Below are 19,601 nucleotides of genomic sequence, written 5' to 3'. Positions count from 1 at the left end.
CCAAGACGAAGCGTCTTTCCCAGGGGGCGGCCGCCCGCGACTTCTCATCGCCGCCGCCGGACCTTATCGTGGTCATCCCCCAGGATCGTGGGCGGGCGTGCGACTCCCGATGCTCGAGCTAGCCAGTCGCGGACCGAAGCATGAGCAGAGCGCCCCGCCTCGGCGTGCGGTCATGACCATCGGACCGGGCCCGTGACCCCGCTCTCTCCCGCTTCTAGGTCCGCACAGGGGCCCGGAGCCGAAGACGACCACTGAAACCGGAATATCACGTGACAGAGAACGACAAACAGCACCAGCAAAAGCACCGCCTGGAGACGCTTGTCGATGTCATCTATGGCGTCGTCATAGTGCTGTTGGTAACCGAATTTCCGACGCCCCTATCGGAGGATTTCCAGGGCAATTCGCTGATCGGGTTCGTGGTGGAGAGCTTCGAACTGATCATCGGGCAGGCAATCGCTCTCTTCGTCGTCGTGATGTACTGGCTCCAGAGCAACGCCGTGAACGGAATCCTGTCACAAACGGACAACCGCCATTCAGCCCTGGTCATCTCGCAACTGATCCTGATGTTGCTGTACTTCTATTCGACCGCGCTTAGCGAACAACTCGGACACACGCCGCCTGCCTTGGCGCTCCAGAGTGGCGCTCTCGCTCTGATGGGGATCGTCGGCATCCTGGGATTGGCCTATGCTTCGGGCAAGAGGCGCTTGCTGCAGGCGGGGGTTTCGGCCTCCGACATACGCACTCTACGCGCCTCACTGATTCCGGAGCCCCTTACGGCGTTGCTCACCTTGCCGGCGGCGATGCTGGGCCCAGACGCCTGGTCCCTCGCCTGGCTGAGTTATCCTCTCGTCGTCTTTGTAATTCGACGATTCCAGAACCCCGGCGGCGACCCGCCCGCTTGACCGGCGGCGCGGAGGGACGCCGAGGTCCCGGCACGGGCCCAGAGCCGAAGGCCCTCCGCGGCGCATCGGGTCACCCTTCCGCGGGAAATCTCGATTGACAGGGCCCACGCACCGCGGTCTGCTCTGCCGCTTGCGCCGGAACCGGCGCAGGGGCCGATCACGCGGCAGGCTTTCGCGCAACACGCAGACATCGACGAAGAATGGATCCGCTAACCCAAGGCGCGGTCGGCGCGGCGCTGCCGCAAGCGACGCGCAACAGGACGCAGGTCGGGATCGCCGGCGCCCTCGGGTTCGTCGCCGGTATGGCGGCCGACCTCGACGCCCTTATCCGCTCCGAGACGGACCCCTTGCTGTTCCTCGAGTATCATCGCCAGTTCACGCACTCGCTGATCTTCATTCCGGTCGGCGGCCTGCTCTGCGCGCTGGCCCTCCACTGGATCCTCGGGCGAAGGTGGCGCCTGACGTTTCTGCAAACCTTTCTGTTTTGCACGCTGGGCTACGCCACCCATGCGTTTCTGGATACCTGCACGTCCTACGGCACGATGCTGTTCTGGCCCTTCAGCGACGAGCGGTTTTCCTGGAGCATCGTCTCTATCGTCGACCCGCTGTTCACGGTGCCGGTGATCGCGCTGGTGGTCCTCGCCGGGCTCCGGCGAAAACCGGTGCTGGCGCGCCTGGCCTTGGGCTGGGCGGCCCTCTACCTGGTGCTGGGCGCGGTGCAGCACCATGCGGCGCTGGCCATGGCCGGCGAGATCGCGGCGTCCCGCGGGCATGCGCCGATCCGTGTCGAGGTAAAGCCGAGCTTCGCCAATATCCTGGTCTGGAAAACGATCTACGAAACGCCAGACCAGTTTTTCGTGGACGCGGTCCGTCCAAGCATCCGGCCGCGCGTCTTCCCGGGCGTCTCGGTGCCGAAACTGGATCGAGGCCGCGACATGCCGTGGCTCGACCCGGCCTCGCAGCAGGCCCGGGATATCGAGCGCTTTCGCTGGTTCAGCGACGGCTTCGTGGCGACGGATCCGGAACACCCCAACAGGGTCATCGACGTGCGCTATTCGTTCGTGCCGAACAATGTGCGAGCGCTCTGGTCAATCGAGATCGCGCCCGAAGCGCCGCCCGCGGCGCACGCGCGCTTTCTGACCCACCGCGAGCGCGCCCGCGAAAGCCTGGGAACACTCTGGGGTATGGTGTCCGGCAGCTAGCGCGCGAAGATTTTCCGGAGCCGGGGCGAAAGCGGCCGAGGCCGCTCGAACGACTGAGGCCTGACCGTCGGATCAAAACGGTAAATTGACAGAACGAGAATGGGCACATTGCCGATCGCGTCCGAGCCCTTCGGGCTATAAACGGCCAGGTAGTCATGGCTCGAGACGTTCCGATCCGGTTTTGCATCAACCGACATCGTAGCGACCCTAGAGCAGATCCGGGTTTGACTGAATCGCCGGAGGCGATCCATCAAACCCGGTGAATCTGCTCTAAATCCATAATGTAGAGCGGATTCACATGTTTAGTTGGCAACCACGTAATGGTTCCATCTCAACATGATCCGCTCTACGTGGCGGAATCGCAATTTCTGCGGGAATTTGGTATAGTTTTTCTTTTTGCGTGCCAGCACGCGGCAATTCATTCAATTCGGGAGGCTCACATGACCAGCAACCTGACGTGCGTCGCGGTCGCGGCGCTGATGTTCTGTGCGGTTTTGTCGGATCACGCAAAGGCCCAGGTTATCGACTGCGATACTGCAGGGCCGAACGCCCTGCAAAACGCCATCAACAGCGGCAGCTATCCCGTAAGGTTTACCGGCACCTGCAACGAGGACATCGGGATTTACTGGGACAACGTTCATCTCATCGGGAACGATACCGATCCCAGGCAGAACGTCATCAATGGCGAGGTGAACATCGCGGTGACCGAGGATATCGACCTCGAAAATCTCAAAATCACAGGGGATAACTTCAGCATCACGAACGAGGCCTTCGTCTTCATGGATCACGTGGTTGTCGAAGGCACGGCCTTCGGGGTCTTCATCGCGCGGAACTCCGGGGCAATCATGAACAACGTGTTCATCGGCCCCGCCCTAGTCGACGACGGCACTCAGTCCTGCGTCCCGCTCTGCATCGGCGAGAACAGCCACGTCCGTATGCTGAACAGCACGGTGAACGGCGCAACGAGCGACCCGGTCGGCGGCGGGGCGATCACCGTCTACCGCGATGCGTCTCTGACCCTGCGGGGCGGCAACACCGTCACCAACTCCGGCAGCCAGCCGGTGATCGCGGTGTTCTCGGATTCGAGCGTCCGCCAAGACGATTCTCAAGACAATGGCACCGGCACGATCACGGCCGGCACCGGCTTGGCGGTCTCGGTGGTCCAAACCGCCACCTTCGACACTCGAGAAGCCGTGATCACCGGCGATATCGAGGTCGTGGGGCATGCCTTCATGAACGTCGGCAGTACGGTCTTCGGCGGCGACCCGAGCCTCATGGTCATCGACGGCGATATCGAGCTCGGCCGGGATTCAGCACTGACGGTGTCGAGCCCGCTGGTCACGATCAATGGCGTCATCTCCTGTCATGACGACGAGTCGAGCGCCGTCGGCGACTTCGCAGGCAGTGGCAGCAACACCTGCTCCGGCTTCGACGCCGAGGTGGTGCGCGACGACGGCACGGCCCAATTCCTGGTCGAGGAGAACGCGGCGAGCACGGCCAACCGCTCCCTGGTTCGCCTCGAGAACAACGGCAACCCGCAGATCGCGCTCTCTAACACCCAGAGCGGTGTGAACTGGAAGATCGGCATGGGGCCGAGCAACTCCTTCTTCGCCAAGAAGGGCTCGCGCGAGCTGCGGTTCACCGAGGGCGGCGCGCTGAGACTCCTTGCCTCGGGCAACACCTTCTTGCTGGCTTTGCCGAACGGCAACCTGGTCATCGACGGCACCTTGACCGAGGGCTCGGACGTCAACGCCAAGCGGGACATCGCGCCGGTCGACGGCGCCTCCGTCTTGACTCAGGTGGCGTCCCTGCCAGTCTCGACCTGGCGCTACAAGGACGACCAGACGGGCGCCCGCCACGTCGGCCCCATGGCCCAGGACTTCTACGCGGCTTTCGGTCTCGGCAGCGACGACACCAGGATCTCTCCGCGCGACGTGGCCAGCGTCGCCTTGGTAGCTGTCAAGGAGCTGCAGGAGGTCGTGCGCGAGACCCAGGGTGAGCTGCGCGAGAAGGAAACGGAGATTGCGTCGCTGAAGGACCGACTAAGGGCCCTGGAAGGCCTGGTAGCCGGCCTCGTCGGCAAGCGTGTCGCAGAATCCGGCGTGGCTTACGGCAGGTAGCGAGAGCCTTCGCCACCGTCTGCTGCTGGCCAAGGCAGATCGCAGGACTGAGACGCCAAACGTGAGACCCGCTGCACCGATCACTCGGTCTTCTGGAAATGGCCCTCGTCCACGGCGGCCTGCGCCGCCTGGCGGCGCGCCTCGATGATACGGCGCGCGGACTGATCGGGAACACCGACACCCATCAGCACCAGCTCGCCCAGCTGCAGGCTCGCCTCGATGGTCTCGGGGACGGCGTGACTGGCCCCTCTGGTGATCAGCCGGGCCGCGTGCGCGGCATCCCGGGCGCGGGCGTAGATGACCAGGTCCGGCCAGTAGCGGCGCGCGGTCTCGACCACCTGCTCGGCGATGCGCGGACTGTCCATGGTCACGACCAGCGCGCCTGCCCGGTCGGCGCCGAACCTCCGCAGCATGTCGACCCGAGCCGCATCGCCGAAGTAGATGCCGGCGCCGGCGGCGCGGAACTCCGTGACCAGGTCCGCGTCGATGTCGAGGCCGATATGGGTCAGACCCTGGGCGGACAGAACCGAGCCGAGCATTTGGCCGACACGGCCGTAGCCGACGACGATGATGTGATCGGAAAGGCCCGCAGGGATCTCGGCGCCGCGCTGGCCGCGTTCCGCCTCGCGGGCCTCGACGGCACGCGCCAGCTTGCGGGCGACATGGGCCACGGGGGGCGTCGCGATCATCGTCATGCCGGTGACGATCAGCATGAACTGGGCCGTGTCGTAGGGCATCAGGCCGAGCCCGAAGGCCATGCCGACGACGAGGAAGGCGAACTCCCCGCCCTGGCCGAGCAGCAGGCCGGCTTCGAGCGCGACCGCGCGCGACTCCCCGAACCACCGCGCCAAGGCGTAGACGATCGGGCTCTTGACCAGGTAGAGCCCGAAGATCGAGGCGAACAGCCAGAACGGTTTAACGGCCACCTGGGCGATGTCGATGCTCATGCCGACCGAAACGAAGAAAAGGCCGAGCAGCAGGCCCTTGAAGGGCTCGAAGTCGACCTCGATCTCGTGCCGGTATTCGGTCTCGGCGAACAGCAGCCCGGCGAGAAAGGCACCCAGCGCCATCGACAGGCCGACCTGCTCGGTGACCAGCGCGGTGCCGATGATGACCAGCAGAACGAAGGCCAGAAACATCTCGCGGCTGGCCGCGCTGCCGACGAAGCGAAACACCGGCCGGATCACCAGGCGGCCGATCGCCAGGATGGCGGCAACCGCGATCAGCGCCTGGCCGATCGCCCAGCCGAACGCGACCAGCACCGGGGTGTCGCTCCCGGCGGCGAAGGCGCCGACCAGGAACAGGATGGGCAGCACGGCCAGGTCCTGGCACAGGAGGATGGCGAAGCTCGTGCGGCCAGTCGCCGTGCCCAGGCGCCGGTTCTCGGACAGCAGCTGCATGACGATCGCGGTGGAGGAGAGCGCGAAGCCGGCGCCGAGCACCGCGGCGGCCGCCAGGGTGTTGTCGAAGAACGAGGCGATGACGGCGATCACCGTGCCAGTGACGACGATCTGCGCCCCGCCCAGCCCGAACACCCTGCGCCGCATCGCCCACAGCCGGTCGAGCGAGAGCTCGAGCCCGATCATGAACAGCAGGAACACGACGCCCAGCTCGGCAAAGGGGCGGACGTCTTCCAGGTCCGTGATCGAGACGTACTGCAGCCACGGCAAGGTGTCGGCGAAGCGGGCCACGCCGTGCGGCCCGATCACCAGGCCGACCACCAGGAAGCCGAAAACCGGGCTCACTTTCAGGCGGCGCACCAGCGGCACGATGATGCCGGCGGCGAAGAGAAAGACCGTCACCTCGCGTAGATGGAGCGTCTCGGCGTGCATGGCTTCTCTGATCGAACCCGGAACTGCTGCGCCCGACCCGTCTCGGCGACCGAGCGACCGGCGGCCTCCTGCTTATCGGGTCCCGCCGCCCGAATGCCAAGGGGTGAATGCCATGAGCCGCGGCCAGTCCGCCGCAACGCGGCTTCGTCGAACGCGTTCAGGGGATTTGCCGGATCGCCGGCTGCACGGGATCGGGGTGCGGTTCACCCGAGAAAGGCCCTCGGCTCCAGCTTGTGGTAGTGCTCGACGGTGTATCCACAGATCTCACAGGAGTCGGTCGGCAGCTCTTTGGTCGTAGAGCCACAGATGTCACAGATGTAGAAGACCTCGGTATTCTCGTCGATTCTCCGGGCGACGGTCTCGAAGTAATCCGGCGCGTACCTGCCGATCTTATCGATGATGTCCTTGTGCTGCTTGTGCGACTCCCAGGCGTAGCGGGCGAACCTCATCGCCTCGGCGTCGGCTTCGTCGCCGATTCCATCAATGATCTCGGGGTAAAAGTTCTCGATCGAGGAGAGTTCTGCCTGCGCGGCCGCAATCAGGTTCTGTTTCGTATCCGAGACTTCCGTGTGAGGGTTTTCCGGCAGAACGATGTTCGCGCCCAGTCTCATCAGGGACCTGTTGTAGTTCTGGGCGTGGATCAGTTCCGACATCGCAAGCGCGGTGAAGAGGTAGGATATGCCGTCATAGTCTTCCGCGTGCGCCTTGCGGGCAAAGCTCACGTAGCGCTGATAGGCTCTCATTTCCTTCTGCGCGGCGGTCTTTAGTATTGCCTCGAGCTCGGCGGACGTTTGGTCGGCAAAGGCGGCATCAAGGTTTCCAGCCAGGATCGGCGCAGCGATCAGCAGTTTCGCCGAGCCTTGCAGGAAAGAACGCCGGCCCCGATCCTCCATCGCCTGGTACTCCTTCATCCGGACTCAATTTCGCCGCGACCCCACGCTCTGGGCGCAGGCCCGGAGGAGCGCGGCATTGTTGCAATCGACAAGCGGGATGCTCGTAACACGGCCGTCCTTCGCGCCGATTGATCTGCGTCAACCGGCTGCCCTGGTATTCGCGCCCGGCCTCTAGGTGTCCGTATTCACGGAGAGGAAGATGCGCTCGATCTCGGCGGCGCGGAGGTCGAAGAAATGCTCCGCGGGGGCGTGGAACAGGATGAGGTCGAGCTCGCCGTCGCGGATCGCGCCAATCGCCCTGCCCCGGCGCGGCAGGCCGTTCGACACAAAGCTGAAGTCGAAGCGGAAGCCTTCGCTCGCGCCGAAGGCCGTCGGGCGGAAGTTGCTGATCTCGACGTCGGCGCCGGCAACGTAGGCCCCGTAGGTGTCCGCGACCAGCTCCGCCACCTCGACGGCGCTGAAGTTGGAGCGGAACACCGGGCCCTTCTTCTCCGCACGCGGGAAGAGGCTTTCGCCGTCCTCCACTTCCGCCCAGGTGCGCAGGACGCCGAGATTGGGCCCGTCGATCGTCCAGGCCTCGGGCGGCCCGGCCAAGTAACTCCACGTCGTCGAAGTGGAGATCGAGTAGGAGTCGCCCACCTCGTGGCGCCCCGGCTGCTTCGTGGTGGCGACCGCAGCGCAGCCGGTCGCCGTCATGAGGGCGAGCAATGCGAAGACTCGGAGCATGATGTCACCTCAAGCTTTCGATCTGATACTGGATGATCGGGCGGTCGTAGGCGTCGGGCGCCGCCAGCAGATAGCTCTCCAGCGCACCCCGGGCCTCGCCCCGCCTTCCCTCGCGCAGCAGCGACTGGCCGAGGCTACGGTGGGTACGCACAGGCGCGTCGGGCTCCGCCAGTGCAGAGCGGTAGGCTGCGATGGCGCGGTCCGGGTCGCCCGCCTCGCCGCGCTTACGGTAGAGCTCGCCGACATGGAAGAGGACCAGGCCGCGCTGGCCGGTCGTCTCGAGGAGCCGCCGGAACAGGACCTCGCTCTCCGCGAACTCGCCCCGGGTCAGCTCGTCGCCGAGCCACTCGTCCTGAAAGCGCGCCAGCGCGGCGGTCAGACGCCGGCGCCCGACGATCGTCCGTCCCCCGGCCCTCGCCTGTTCGGCCGAGGCCGTCTCGAGGTAGGCGATCCGCTCGGCGACGCCGGGGTGGGTGGACAGGAAGATCGCGGTTTCCGGCTTGTCGGAAGCGGCTCTTTCCGCCTCCAGCGCCTGCCAGATCCGGACCGCTTCCCGCGAGTCGTAGCCGGCGGCGACCACGTGGGCCGTCCCGAGAGCGTCGGCCTCGCGCTCCTGCTCGCGCGAGAACGCCATAACGCTGGCGATCGCGGCGAGCTCGCCCATGGTGCCGACGTAGCCGACCCCCGCCGCGCCGGTCAGGACCGAGAACACGTAGGCCGCGTTGATCTTGTTCTGCAGGTCGATCCAGCGCTGCAGGGAATGGCGGCGCACGTAGTGCGCCAGCTCGTGCCCCAGCACGAAGGCGAGCTGCGCCTCGTTCTCGACCCGCAGCAGCAGGCCGGTCCAGACCTGCATCATGCCGTTCGGCGACATGGTGGCGTTGAAGTAGGGCACGTCGACGACGTAGATGCGGATGTCCGGACAGTAGGACGGCTCCAGACGGCAGACGATCTCCCGCAGATAGGCGTCCAGCTCGGCGTCCTCCACGACCCGTCCCGAGCCCTTGAGCCGCTCCTCCATCCTGTCCATGCGCATCCACAGCCCCGCTTCCGTGGTCTCCAGGGCGGGCCGTTCGCCGGGTTGGATATCGCCGCTCGGCACCGAAGCGCAGGCGGGCAGCAGGATCGCGAGGGCTGCGAAGACGACGGCCCGCATGGCTAGAGGACCGGGCCTCCCTCGAGCAGCGTGTCGACCGCGACGCGGGCCGGCGCGGGCTCCCGCAGGTCTCCGGTCGTGCTCACCAGCTGGTTGAACCAGACGATGTCGCCGTTCTCCAGGTCGACCAGCGAGACGAAGCCGACCTGGACCGCCGGCATCGTCGTCACGCCCAGCAACGCCAGTCCGACGCGCGTCGCGGTGCGGCCGCCGGTCTCGTACTGATCGCGAAGATAGACAAACAAGGCGTAGTCCGCGTCGTGATCCTCGCGCATGGTTCGGACGCCTTTTCCCATGGTCCAGTCGGTCTTGGCGTTGGCGGTCGGGTAGACCCTGCGTTGCAGCATCGACACGCCGACGGCCTCGTAGAGCTTGATCAACTCCCGGTAACGGGAGACCTTGCCGAGCGGCAACTCGGCCGGGTCGTAGACCAGCAGATCGGCTTTCCGCTCGGTCATGAAGTCCCGCAGGGCGATCTCGACCGACCTCTTGCATTGCGCCGTCCAAGCGGCGTGGGGCTCGACGAGACCGCCCGCCGTAACGGCGCTGCACTCGATATCCGGTTCCATCAGCAGGATGCCGGTGCCGGGGGTGACCGGTTTCCGGTAGGCCTGGTGCTGGACCGCCTCCGTGGTCGTGGTGCAGGCCGCCAGGAAAAGGCTGCACACGAACAAGAAGGCGGCGCCGGCGGGGCCCGGGCGACGCGCTCTCCGAATCATGACGGCTTCCTCGCGCTCAATACAGAGGTTCAGACTAGCCGAGGCCCGGTCCGCGCACTTTGATGCACATCAGGGATTGCAACGGGGCAGCGCCATCCCGCCGCCGGAGGCGCGGGGGAACCGGCGCACGGCCTCGCCGTCGCCTGCGCCGGGGTTCGCGCCGCAGGTGTGTCGGCCCGTCCACGGCATTACGTCTTGGCGCGGGGCTGCACCTGCGCTCTACTCGCCGCCTGATGACAGCTGGGAGCGGCTCGAATGGAAGCGGATCGGGGACCTCGAGAGCTCTCTCGTCCTTCGGGTCACAAAGATCGGCCGGCCATCGGGAGACGCTTCGGGCGGATGGTGTGTCTCTGCGCCGCCATGCTCGTCGCCGCGTGCGAAACCGCCTCCGAGAGCACGGTCGAGACCGTCGACTGCGACTTCACCGACTACAAGGTGACCGGCCAGTTCCAGGGCGCCGTCTGCGGCGACGGCTCACCCGGCGAGTGCCGCACCGTGCTCGTCACGGCCCGGTCGGACGCCGCCCCCAGGAAGCCGGGACAGCGCCTGATCAAATGGCGCATGCCCAAGTTCTTCAGCGATGTATCGCGATTCGACCCCGAGGACGGCAACTGCTGGCTCGACCGTGACGACTCGAACGAGCGTTTCTGGGGCGGCAGGTTCTATACGGTCAACGCCGAGGGTTTCTCGACGGTGGAGGTCCGGCCGGACTACCTCAAATTCAACTGCGAACCGACCCCGAACACGCGTTACCTCTTCAGCCGCAACCTGCCCAGGTACGCGGTCTGCCCGGACCCCTTCGCGGGGGCCTCGCCGAACCAGACCCCCTGACGCGGCGCCGGGCCGGGCGGCCCTGAGGGGCCGAGGGCCGGGCATCGTAAGCTCATGTAAACCATTCATAATTTATAGAATTCAATGGCTCGCCGGCACCCCGGCAGCCTTGGCCGACCGCTCATCCCGGCAGATTCGCCGGGGCGGGACGTGCGCTGACGTGCAGGGAGGTCTCGTGGTGACCCGGTTTCCTTTTCTCTTGGCTGGCCTCTTGACCGCCTGGTCCGGCGCGGCCCTGGCCGCCGGCTACGCCTCGCAGGAGGAAATCGTCGAGGACTGCGCCAAGCCCGTGGCGGCAGCGGTCGACGCCCCGGTGCTCGACCATCTCTGGGCCGGCACCAACACCCTCGCCAGCATGCCCATCGTCGACTGCGTCGCCGTGCTCTTCGGCGACACCCGCGACCGGACCATGACCTTCCAGCCCGCCGACGACCGCAGCTACTACATCACGCGCATCCTCAAGGCCGGCTACAACCGCCCCCGCTACCGCTTCAGCCAGACGCCCTTCTCCTTCGTCGACAAGCCCCAGCGCGAGCCGGGCTGGCAGGTGATCCGCTGGGAGTTCGACTCGCCCCGCCTGGTGATCGCGCCGGGAGAGCCGCTCCGCTTCCGCCGGGTCCAACCGTCGCCAACGGGCGTGCTCCAGGAGCAGACAGTCTTCATGGCCCGGGCCTTTCCCATCGAGCGCGACGGCCGGGTGGTCGATACGCTCACCGTGATGGTCGACGACTGGGGCCGCTGGCGCGCCCCGTCCGCCCTGGCGGAACGCAAATGGCACGTCTATTCGGCGCGCGCGAACGCGGTGGTCCTGCGCTCGCTGCTGATGGACAAGGAGGCCTCCCAGGCTCAGTTCGGCCGGGGCACCACGGCCCTGCAGGGCCTGGTCTACCTCAAGGACGGCCGGGTCGAGCTCGTCATAGAGGCGCCGGAGCTCGAGAGCCTGCGCGAGTTCCTCGAGGATTTCGACGTCTGGTCCGTCGGCTAGTTCTGTCTGAGCATGCCCCCCGAGGGGACCGGCATCCGTGACCGACCATGACGTACTGCTGGATCTGATCGTCGAGGTGACCGGGGCCAAAAGAGCGCGGGTCACCGACGAGGCATCGCTCTTCCACGACCTCGGCATGGCCGGGCTGGACGGGGCCGAACTGCTGGAGAAGATCGGGACCCGCTTCGACATCGACATGTCTCGCGTGGACTGGGTCCGCTACTTCGGCGAGGAGCGCCCGTACAACCCCTTCCGCCACCTCTGGTGCCTGCTGCGCGGCCGGCGCCTCGATGAGGGAATTGTGCAGCTGCGGGTATCCGACCTGAAGCGCAGCGTCGCAGCCCGACGGTGGTGCGAACCGTCCCGAGAGGAGACGGGTTAGGCGGCGAAAGCCGGCGCATCAGGCGGAACTGCGTCGGAGCGGCGGCTCCACCCAATTTGCGTCCGCCAGACAAGACCTTCCTTCACTCGGCGACGAAGGTCGACACGTCCTCCGGGGCGTGGGCGGTCTCGCTGCCAAGGGATTGCTTCTCCTGCAGATACAGCTGGACCGAACCAGGCGTCAGGTTCCGGTGGCGCAGGAAGACCGGACCGGTCTCGTTGGTGCTGGTCCCGTCGCCCACGATGACCGGGAACAGCCGCCAGAGCTTCGACGTCTGATCGGTCGAATAGTTGTTTTTACGTCGTGGTGTTCGACCACGGCACGAATCAACCTGCGTGTACAGTGAAGGCCAGCGCCGGGAGCCCCGGGTCCGCTCTAGGCGATAAAGAGAATCACACGGGATAGCGTCAACCGCTCTTTGCCCTTTCGATTTCCCGGAGCAGGGCCCTGATGTGGTTTTCGAAAGTCGCGAGCGGTTGGGCGCCCCGTATGTGCGGGCCCTCGATCACGTCATCGCTAGAAGGTCCGAGGACGAAGCCGGGAGTCCCCCTTATGCCCGACTTGTTGGCCTCCGCCGCGTCCGAGTCGATGGCGGCGAGATGCCGGTCGCTGTCCAGACAATCGAGGAAGTCGGGCACGTCCAGCGACAACTGCTCCGCATAGCCCGGCAGGGCCGCCTCCTGCAGGTTGGTTGCGTTCTCGTAAAGCAGATCGTGCATGGCCCAGAACCGGCCTTGATCGCCGGCGCAGTGGGCGGCCTGGGCGGCCTTGCGTGCGTTGGCGTGGAACGCCAGGGGCAGGTCCCGGACCACGAAGCGCAGCTTCCCGGTATCGACATAGGCCTCCTTGAGCGCCGGGAAGGTGTTACGGTAGAAGCGCTTGCAATAGGGACACTGGTAGTCCGTGAACTTTACCAGGGTGATCGGCGCGTCGGGGTCCCCGAGCGACGGTCGGCCTCTGCTGGAAACACTCGCCTGTGCCGGCGTGGGCTGACGCCTGGGCTGCCCGGCGACGGCCGCACCGCTCCGTTCCATCTTCTGGAGGATTTGGCGGATCTGCCTGAGTTCGTTGAGGATCGCCCGCCCCTGCTCTTCCGTCAGCCCCTCGGCCCGCACCGGCGCCGAGGCGACGGCGACCATGCCGAGCAGCACTGCGAGACCACAGAGGCTCGCGACCAAACGCCTCATCCAATCATCTCCCTCTTGCCGTCACACCAGCAGCCGAAGCTCTCCGCGAGCTCTCGCGGCGATTCCATCAGTCCCGGATCTGCTCTAGGGGCAGAAATTCCCGCTAAAGCAGAACCCGTCACCGCAGTCGATCGTTCCCGGCGGGCAGCTGCAGGCGAGGTCGGTGGCGCCATCGCAGTTGTTGTCAACGCCGTCGCCGCAGATTTCGGCGGCCCCGGGAAAGACCGTGCTGTCGGAATCGTCGCAGTCCACCGTGCCGCCGCAACCGGCTTCGGCGAAGAAGCTGTCCGAATCCGCGTCGGTGCAGGTCGAACAGCTCTCGTCGACGACCCCGTCGCAGTTGTTGTCGACGCCGTCGCCGCAGATCTCCGTCGCTCCCGGGAAGCTGCCGGGATCGAAATCGTTGCAGTCGCCGCTGTCGGCGACGTAGGAGGCGGGGGGTACGCAAGCCAGCACCGTGTCGCTTTCCGTGCCGAATCCGTCTGCATCGCCGTCGAAGAAGAAGGACTGGGCATTGAAGGCGTCGGGCTCATCGATCTGCGCGTCGCAATCGTTGTCAACGCCGTCGCCGCAACTCTCCAGCGCGTCCGGATTGATGGCGGGATCGTTGTCGTTGCAATCGACGATGCCGCAGCCGACTTGGGCGAAGAAGCCGTCCCCGTCCACGTCGGTACAGGCCGAACAACTCTCGTCGGTAGCGCCGTCGCAGTTGTTGTCCCGCCCGTCGCCGCAGATCTCCGGAGCCCCCGGGAAGCTGCTGGGATTGAAATCGTTGCAGTCTTCGGGCGGGAAGAAGCCGTCGCCGTCGAGGTCGGGACAGAAGCTGATCGGCCCGCCCAGGAGATTGTCCAGGTTCGTGATCGAGCCCTTGCGGACCCTCACCATGTCTTCGTTGTGGACAACCCGTCCGAATCGACGGAACTCCAGCGAATAGGTGCCTCGCGGCACGTAGCTGAGGGTGAATTTCTGATCGGGGCCGGTCCGGGCCAGGAACGACTTGCCCGGGATGGAGACCTCGATCCCCGTCGACAAGGGCGGGGAACCGCAATAGTCCACAGACCCTCTGATCTCGCCCGATCTCAAGAGCTGACGGACGACGCGGTTGCGCTCTTCGTCATCGAATTCGTCGGCGAGCGCTACCGCCGGACCCTGCAGGGCCAGCACAGTGCTCAGCAATGTCAAGGCAGACGCTCTTCTGAGAGCGCCAAGAATGGCGTAGGTCGAGTTCATCTTTCCCCCCGGAAATGACTAACTCAATGCAGTATCGCGGTTTCAAAAATCATGCTCGTCTACCAAAGCATACCCCTGTGTGCACGACTCTGTCATAGATTTTTTTGCAGCCTTGTTGCACACCGGCACCTCGATCTCCGATCGGATAACTGCCCCGAGGTTCCCGGACGCTCCGACGGCCACGGCGGGAAGGCCGCCGAAACACGCAACCAGGGCGCTTGTCGGCTGACCGACCGTCCGCGCCCTGTGGTCCGGCTCCGCCCATGGAACGCCCGTACAACCCCTTCCGCCACCTCTGGTGCCTGCTGCGCGGCCGGCGCCTCGATGACGGCATAGTCCAGCTGCGGGTATCCGACCTGAAGCGCAGCGTCACAGCGAGACGGTGGTGCGAACCGTCCCGGGAGGAGACGAGTTAGGCCCATCTCTCACCATCACTCGCCGGGAACGCAAAAGAGCGACGGCCCCCGCAAGGGGGCCGACGCCTGGTCCGGTTGCGCGATCCAATCACGGCTCCGAAAGCCGCTAGAGCAGATCCGGGTTTGATGGAATCGCCACGGGCGATCCATCAACCCGGTGAATCTGCTTTAAACGCAGGATGTAGAGCGGATTCACATGTTTAGTTGGAAACCACGAAGTGGTTCCATCTAAACATAATCTGCTCTAGCACGCCGTGGCGATCCCCGCGCCGCAGAGCGCGGCCTTCACGATCTCCGGCAGCGCTTCCCGGATGCCCCGGGTGATCGCGTCGGTCTGGGACGCGATCCGTTCGGCCTGGATCGCCTGGCCTTCGAAGGCCGTGACGTCGCCGGCGCTGACCGCCGCCGTCACGGTCCCGTCGGGCGCGCGGTCGAAGGTCACGCTGAGCGCGGCGGCCTCCTTGCCGCTGACATAGGCGATGTCGCCGGTCTCGGCGTCGTAGTCGACCCTGGTGATGCCGCCCATGTCCTGGGCGCAGGCGGACAGAAAAAGGCCGCCCAAAAGGACGGCCGGGACAGCAAATCTCGTGGGCGCTTTCATGGGCTCACTCCTGGTTGGGGACGAGGTAGACCAGCCCGGCCACGATCAGGGTGTTGACCGCCGCCAGGACGTCCGGCGCGGGCGCCCAGAAGGCCCCGAGAACCGTGGTCACCGCCGTCGCGATCGCCGCGGCCGTGGCCTTGTTGAAACGAGACAGACTTTCTTCCATGCGAAGGCTCCTCCATGAAAAAGTGCGGCCCGCGCGGGCGCGCGGCGGCCGGTGGATCGGATACTTCGGCTCGGTCAGGGCGCTTCGCGCCCGGGTCCGCCCGAGCCGGCGCAACGGTGAAGTCTCAGTTGCTGGGGGATCTCAGTCGTTGGGTGATCTCAACTGCCGGCGCTTGATGCGGATGGTGTAGAACCGCTCCACCACGGTGAGCAGGGCGACCAGGATGCCGAGCGCGGTGATGGCGTTCTCGCCGGTCAGCCAGCCGTGCCAGCCCGAGGTGATCGAGGCGGCGGAGACGAGGGACGCCCAGACCCAGCGCGCACCGTCGAGGGGCTGCCCGTTCACGGGTTCAGGACTCCGGCCCGCCAGCGGTCGGTTCGCCGGCATCGGGCCGAACCTGCCGCCAGCCTTCTCCGGCCGCCACCAGGCAGGACAGGCCGCCGGGCGTGGTCACGAGTATCGACCAGGTGGCGCCGTCGGGCCTGGTCAGAACCTCGACCAGGGCGCCGTTGTTGCTGACGCCGATCTGCGCCGGCGTCTCGCCGTGGTTCCTGGCGAGCATCGAGAGCGCGTCCTGGCGCGGGACACAGTTCCGGGCCTGAGCCTGGGCGCAAAACGAAAACGCCGCCACAAGGGCGGCGAGCAGTAACGAAGGGCGCATTGTCTTCTCCGTTCAGGTTGGGCTGGGGAACCTTGGGCGGAAGCTACCAGTCACCATCGTTGGGAAACACCGGGGCTGCGCCACGATGAGTCGGCTAACGAGTCCGCTCCAACATGACGAGAAGCCTAAGTTCCCCTGCTGTGTAGTCCGTGGTGCCGCCCTGATAGCGGACATTGAGGTCCGCACCGTCGCCGGTTTCGGCAAAGAACTCCGAGGCAAGCGACGGATATGGTGCACCTGTGTCTCCCCATCGGGCAGCCGTTAAAGCTTGGGCGATCCCGGCCGGTATGACAGTGAAGTTGAGCGAGGCAGAGAACACCTCAATATTACGGTTGCCGCCCGAAAAGTTCGTCCCGTCGCCTGACAGGAAGATCTCGCGCACCTTGAAGCGCTGCTGTTGGAAACCGTCAACAATCCGCAACACTCCGCCAGAAGTCAGGCTGCCGTAGTTCACCGTTACTTCGTATGGGACGACTTCGCCAATCCCATGCTGCCGCACACCATCCAGTGTATTGCCACGCTCGTGGTAGCGGAGCGGGTAGTTGATTTGGTTGTCTACCAACCAACCAGTTATGTTCCGTCCCGAATTGCTCTCTACCCGGCAGTCAATCATATCTGAAGGTCGTGTTGTGCCTACGAGAACGATTCCTCTGTCCATGTTGTCGAAAAGATTGTGATGAGCAAAAAGCTGAATCATCCGGTCACCGGAAACGCTGCCAACATCAAGCTCCATCCCAAAAGAATCCGCTGACGCGCCACCGGTCGCGGTCAGGTCTCGCATGACGTTCTCGGAAATCAGGATGTTTTCTATGTCCCCCGTGTCGCCGAGCGTGGTGTCCAAGCGGATCCCAATTACAGATTTGTTCAACACGATGGTGCTGATCTGCGACATGACATTCTGGGTGATCACCAACTCGCGCGCGGGCGCAGCTACGTCAATACACTTAATGTTCTCGCTGCCGTGGGAGACGCCGTAGATCTGGTTCAGGGAAACCTGGATCCGTCCCGAGGAGGGCTGGCCCGGCATGCCGGAGACGTAGATCGGCCGCTGGAAGTTGCCTTCGACCCGGTTGCCGATGCACTGGACGTCCTCCTCGACGATCCCGATCCCGACCGCCGCGTCTTCGCCGGTGTTGCGCACCACGTTGTTCGCGACGATGACCGAGTGGCCCGGCGTGTCGGCCGAGCCCCGCTTCTCGCCCTTGACCGCGATCATGCCGTTGCCGGCGCTGCCGCCGTCGATCACGATATTGCCCGAGATCACGGAGTCCCGCGCCTTGACGTAGATCGCCTCCTCGTCGCTGTTGTCGGTCGAGGCGACGCCCTTGATCGTGTTGCCGCTGATCGAGACCCGGCCCATGCGGGCCGAGATGCCATGGGTCTCGCCCGCGCCGGTCACCCGCTCGATGAGGTTGTCCGCCACCACGGCGCCCTGGCGCGACTCGTAGTGAAGCGCGTCCTCGTTGCCCAGGTGGATGCCGTCGGCGGTCGCCACGGACCGCGAGCCGATGGCCTTCATGCGGTTGCCGGCAATCCGCGTGGCGGCCAGCTTGTCGACCGCGAAGTGGATCCCGTCGCGGCAATTCTCCAGCCGGCAGCCCTCGACCGCCAGCACCCCGGTGATCCCCCGGCCGTTGCCCTGGTCGACCCAGCGCAGCGGATAGCCCGTGTCCTTGAAGGTGACGCCCCGCACGACGACCCGTTCCACGTCGCCCGCGTGGCCGTCCCAGACGAAGACCGGCCCCAGGTTCTCGAAGGCCCCGCCCGTGCCGTCGAGCACCAGTCCGGCCCGCATCCGGAACAGCGGCGTCCCCGCACCGTCGGGATCGCCCTGGGCGACGCCCAGCAGGGTCGCGCCGGGGTCCATCAGGAGGCGCAGTTCCGCCGTCGCCGTGCGGCTCAGGCCCGCGACCAGGTAGGCGCCCTTGGGCAGCCACAGAGGCTTGCCGGTGACAAGCGCCCGGTCGACCGCCGCGCCGACCGCGAGGCTGTCGTCGGTGCCGTAGAGGAAGCGCGCCGAGCCGGCAATCGAGGCGCCCGCCTCGTCCGCCAGGTGGGCGGCGCCGTCCAGGGTCGAGGCGATGGTGGTGATCAGGCGTCCATGGACCGTGCCGCCGCCGCTGTGGGCGGCGCCGAAGGCGGAGCCAGCCAGGTCGAGGCGGGCGGCGTCGACCGCGCGGATCGTGAAGCTGCCGTTCGCCTCGCCCGCGCCGGCGACGTCCCGGACCGTGACGGTCTGGCCCTCCTGGAGCCCGTGGTCCGCCGCCGTGGTGATGCGGATCTCGCCGTCGTCGATGGCGCCCCGGTCCAGAACCGGGGCGGTCGCGTAGACCGCCGTGAGCTCGGCCGCGACGTAGTAGAGCGCATCGCCGTTGGCGCCCGGATTGAACACCCGCGGCGCCCAGTCACCCGGCTTGTCGAAAGAGAGTCCGTGGCCGCCGGCGGCGGCGGTGAAGCCCGCGGTGCCGTCGGTCACGTTGCTCAGCGCCGTCCAGGCCGCGCCGTCCCAGTACTTCCAGACGACCGTACCGCCCTCACCCGGGGTGCCGATCTCGAAGGTCAGCGCGGAGAATGGCGCCCGGTGGCCGATCACGAAGAGGTCGCCCACGGCCATGTCGGCCGGAAAGGGCGCCACGTCGCCCGTCACGGGATCGTTCAAGGCGGCGGTCAGGTCGAGCGAGGAAGACACGGCGGCGTCGAACCGCGCGGCATTGTCGATCGGGGCGGCCTCCACCTTGTTGACCGCGAGGCCGGCGGTCGCCGCGCCCTCGATCACGACCGTCTTGCCCAGGTCGGCATCCGAGAAGGTGACGCTCGCCGACGAGAGCGTCGCGGAACCCGCGGTCACCGTGCCGTCGCCGTGGCCGGCCGAAGCGTCGCCTACCGCGCCGAAGCCCTTCACGTTCTCCCGGTCGGAGAACCAGTCGGCCAGCGCCCGCGCCGAGCCGGCGCCCGACGCCCGGATCGTCTGGTCGCCGGCCGAGACGTTGACCGGATCGATCGTTCTGATCGTTGCGCCGCCGGCATCGGCCAGCACCACCTTGTAGTCGCGGGCCTGAAGATAGATCGGCGCGAAGCGCCCGGCGGAGTCCGCCACCACCGGGTTGCTATGGGCGACCGTCAGATCGTGGTCGGCAAAAGTGTCGAGGGGCGTCGAGGTGCCGGGCAGGTAGAAATGCAGCGTCGCCCACAGCAACCCGCTGGTGGCGGACTCCGCCGGGCGCTTCGCGCCGATCTATCTTCGGGCCCGCGACTACAAGGTGGTGCTGGCCGATGCCGGCGGCGCGACGGTCAGAACGATCGATCCGGTCAACGTCTCGGCCGACGACCAGACGATCCGGGCGGCCGGCGCCGGCTCGGCGCGGGCCTTGGCCGACTGGTTCTCCGACCGGGAGAACGTCAAGGCCTTCGGCGCCGTCGGCGACGCTTCCGCCGGCCACGGCGACGGCACGGTGACCGCGGGCTCCGCGACGCTTTCGTCGGCGGGCGTCACCTTTTCGGATTCCGACCTGGGCAAGACGGTCGTGATCGAAGGCGCGGCGACCGCCGGCCTGGCGATCAACAAGGTGGAGGCCGCCCCGATCGACAA

20 protein-coding genes are annotated in these 19,601 nt (G+C 66.1%); 7 read left to right on the top strand and 13 right to left on the bottom strand.

The genetic code is table 11. The features are described 5' to 3' along the window. Nucleotides 1–269 precede the first annotated feature (269 nt). The 3 genes from QNJ67_07600 to QNJ67_07590 all read left to right on the top strand — a co-directional run bounded on the left by QNJ67_07600 (nt 270) and on the right by QNJ67_07590 (nt 4,224). On the top strand, nt 270–902 hold the full coding sequence (locus QNJ67_07600) for a TMEM175 family protein (GenBank protein MDJ0608827.1): 633 nt from the start codon (nt 270–272) through the stop codon (nt 900–902). A gap of 200 nt (nt 903–1,102) precedes the next feature. Continuing rightward, nucleotides 1,103–2,104 carry a metal-dependent hydrolase gene (locus QNJ67_07595; protein MDJ0608826.1) on the top strand — a complete coding sequence of 334 codons (1,002 nt, stop codon included), beginning with the start codon at nt 1,103–1,105 and terminating at the stop codon, nt 2,102–2,104. A gap of 440 nt (nt 2,105–2,544) precedes the next feature. Then, complete coding sequence (locus QNJ67_07590; GenBank protein MDJ0608825.1) at nt 2,545–4,224, top strand: tail fiber domain-containing protein; 1,680 nt, start codon at nt 2,545–2,547, stop codon at nt 4,222–4,224. Nucleotides 4,225–4,304: 80 nt separating this feature from the next. Here QNJ67_07590 and QNJ67_07585 read toward each other — a convergent pair whose 3' ends face one another. The 5 genes from QNJ67_07585 to QNJ67_07565 form a co-directional block, all read right to left on the bottom strand. Continuing rightward, complete coding sequence (locus tag QNJ67_07585; GenBank protein ID MDJ0608824.1) at nt 4,305–6,056, bottom strand: cation:proton antiporter; 1,752 nt, start codon at nt 6,054–6,056, stop codon at nt 4,305–4,307. A gap of 203 nt (nt 6,057–6,259) precedes the next feature. Then, nucleotides 6,260–6,967: a ferritin family protein gene (locus tag QNJ67_07580; protein ID MDJ0608823.1), complete on the bottom strand. Its 708-nt coding sequence runs from the start codon at nt 6,965–6,967 to the stop codon at nt 6,260–6,262. A 153-nt stretch (nt 6,968–7,120) separates the two neighbouring features. Further along, entirely contained in the window at nt 7,121–7,675 is a 555-nt protein-coding gene (locus tag QNJ67_07575) for a hypothetical protein (GenBank protein MDJ0608822.1), read from the bottom strand. 4 nt (nt 7,676–7,679) lie between these two features. Continuing rightward, entirely contained in the window at nt 7,680–8,831 is a 1,152-nt protein-coding gene (locus QNJ67_07570) for a M48 family metalloprotease (protein ID MDJ0608821.1), read from the bottom strand. A 2-nt stretch (nt 8,832–8,833) separates the two neighbouring features. Further along, entirely contained in the window at nt 8,834–9,550 is a 717-nt protein-coding gene (locus tag QNJ67_07565; GenBank protein MDJ0608820.1) for a hypothetical protein, read from the bottom strand. A gap of 339 nt (nt 9,551–9,889) precedes the next feature. Here QNJ67_07565 and QNJ67_07560 point away from each other — a divergent pair, with 339 nt between their 5' ends. From QNJ67_07560 to QNJ67_07550, 3 genes are all read left to right on the top strand, one after another. Then, nucleotides 9,890–10,381, top strand: a complete 492-nt coding sequence (locus QNJ67_07560; GenBank protein MDJ0608819.1) for a hypothetical protein — start codon at nt 9,890–9,892, stop codon at nt 10,379–10,381. A 178-nt stretch (nt 10,382–10,559) separates the two neighbouring features. Then, nucleotides 10,560–11,366, top strand: coding sequence for a hypothetical protein (locus tag QNJ67_07555; GenBank protein ID MDJ0608818.1), 807 nt, complete (start codon nt 10,560–10,562; stop codon nt 11,364–11,366). A 37-nt stretch (nt 11,367–11,403) separates the two neighbouring features. After that, nucleotides 11,404–11,748 (top strand): DUF1493 family protein, encoded by a 345-nt coding sequence (locus QNJ67_07550; GenBank protein MDJ0608817.1) that lies wholly within the window; start codon nt 11,404–11,406, stop codon nt 11,746–11,748. An 82-nt stretch (nt 11,749–11,830) separates the two neighbouring features. On the opposite strand, the gene QNJ67_07545 is transcribed toward QNJ67_07550, so the two are convergent. The 8 genes from QNJ67_07545 to QNJ67_07510 form a co-directional block, all read right to left on the bottom strand. Next, the gene (locus QNJ67_07545) at nt 11,831–11,989 is read right to left on the bottom strand and encodes a hypothetical protein (GenBank protein ID MDJ0608816.1); all 159 of its coding nucleotides are present in this window, start codon (nt 11,987–11,989) and stop codon (nt 11,831–11,833) included. 166 nt (nt 11,990–12,155) lie between these two features. Continuing rightward, nucleotides 12,156–12,935 carry a thioredoxin domain-containing protein gene (locus tag QNJ67_07540; GenBank protein ID MDJ0608815.1) on the bottom strand — a complete coding sequence of 260 codons (780 nt, stop codon included), beginning with the start codon at nt 12,933–12,935 and terminating at the stop codon, nt 12,156–12,158. 84 nt (nt 12,936–13,019) lie between these two features. Continuing rightward, nucleotides 13,020–14,117: a MopE-related protein gene (locus tag QNJ67_07535; protein MDJ0608814.1), complete on the bottom strand. Its 1,098-nt coding sequence runs from the start codon at nt 14,115–14,117 to the stop codon at nt 13,020–13,022. A 708-nt stretch (nt 14,118–14,825) separates the two neighbouring features. Further along, entirely contained in the window at nt 14,826–15,182 is a 357-nt protein-coding gene (locus QNJ67_07530) for a hypothetical protein (GenBank protein MDJ0608813.1), read from the bottom strand. A 4-nt stretch (nt 15,183–15,186) separates the two neighbouring features. Then, entirely contained in the window at nt 15,187–15,351 is a 165-nt protein-coding gene (locus tag QNJ67_07525) for a hypothetical protein (GenBank protein ID MDJ0608812.1), read from the bottom strand. Between the two features lie 141 nt (nt 15,352–15,492). Then, nucleotides 15,493–15,696: a hypothetical protein gene (locus QNJ67_07520; protein MDJ0608811.1), complete on the bottom strand. Its 204-nt coding sequence runs from the start codon at nt 15,694–15,696 to the stop codon at nt 15,493–15,495. Nucleotides 15,697–15,700: 4 nt separating this feature from the next. Further along, nucleotides 15,701–15,913 (bottom strand): hypothetical protein, encoded by a 213-nt coding sequence (locus QNJ67_07515; GenBank protein ID MDJ0608810.1) that lies wholly within the window; start codon nt 15,911–15,913, stop codon nt 15,701–15,703. A gap of 193 nt (nt 15,914–16,106) precedes the next feature. Beyond that, the gene (locus QNJ67_07510; GenBank protein ID MDJ0608809.1) at nt 16,107–19,208 is read right to left on the bottom strand and encodes a hypothetical protein; all 3,102 of its coding nucleotides are present in this window, start codon (nt 19,206–19,208) and stop codon (nt 16,107–16,109) included. Nucleotides 19,209–19,215: 7 nt separating this feature from the next. On the opposite strand from QNJ67_07510, the gene QNJ67_07505 reads away from it, so the two are divergent. After that, nucleotides 19,216–19,601: hypothetical protein (locus QNJ67_07505; protein ID MDJ0608808.1), on the top strand; the 386-nt coding region annotated here is incomplete at its 3' end.

It is taken from the genome of Kiloniellales bacterium (genome assembly GCA_030064845.1).
Classification (GTDB): domain Bacteria; phylum Pseudomonadota; class Alphaproteobacteria; order Kiloniellales; family JAKSDN01; genus JASJEC01.
This window is presented reverse-complemented; position numbering and strand designations above follow the sequence as displayed.